Origin of the sequence: Parendozoicomonas sp. Alg238-R29 (assembly GCF_947331445.1) — a bacterium.
In the GTDB taxonomy this organism is placed as follows: Bacteria; Pseudomonadota; Gammaproteobacteria; order Pseudomonadales; family Endozoicomonadaceae; genus Sansalvadorimonas.
In genome coordinates this window covers 1-812 of record NZ_CAMZOG010000254.1, presented here as the reverse complement: position 1 = coordinate 812, position 812 = coordinate 1, and the positions used below count along the sequence as shown (strand labels likewise).

1 protein-coding gene is annotated in these 812 nt (G+C 47.2%); it reads right to left on the bottom strand.

Annotation, left to right across the window (positions count from 1 at the left end):
* Positions 1-56: 56 nt before the first annotated feature.
* The coding region (locus tag QMA35_RS21920; RefSeq protein WP_281649255.1) for an IS4 family transposase at positions 57-812 on the bottom strand (756 nt) is incomplete at its 5' end.

Below are 812 nucleotides of genomic sequence, written 5' to 3'. Positions count from 1 at the left end.
TGTATAAATTGAGTAGAAAATGTCTTTATTATCTACTGTATTTCACTACTGTCCGGTTAAGCATAAACCAGCTCCAGACTCCCCTGATTCTGGAGTAAGCCGACTTCCATGCTATCCGGCGGATCACTGAATAATTCCAACAAAGAGCAACGGCGGGTCAGATTAAGACTGATTCTTCGGGCTATTTGCTGTAACGACAATTTGCAGGGTGTTGTGATCTGAGCCAGCCGCAGCAGGAGGTAGGCAATCATTGCTGTGAGCACCTGTATTCTTACAGCATTTTCACTGCGCCCAAGGAACCGCTTCACCTTCAGATTCTGCTTAATCCACTTGAAAAACAGTTCGATCTGCCAGCGGGATTTATATAAATCGGCAATCTCTGCAGCACTTCTCTTCAGGTCGTTACTGATAAAAACCAGAACTTTGTCGTCTTCCCGGCGAATCTTGACCCGCCTGAGATCAGTTGGACAGTCCTTTCGACCTTTGTCAGAAGAGAGCCTGATGATTTGGTCTTCCAGGATAGAGTCGTCTGTCGTTTCACGGCATTCAACGACTTCATAGACTGCTGAGGTTTTCATCCTGCCCACAAACTGCGTGCCCTGGCAGGTCATTTCGTAATACCAGCTGTAGTCGTCGTAAGCGCGGTCAAAAACATAGGTGACACCTGCCATGATGGGAAGGTTCTGAGCCGTTTTACAGTCATTTCTCTTGGCGGTGGTCAGTTCGAAAAAAGTTGGTGTATCTGCCTGCGGGTCATACACCGTATGAAGCTTTATGCCGCCTTTGGTTTTTCGGAAATGCGCCCACTCAAA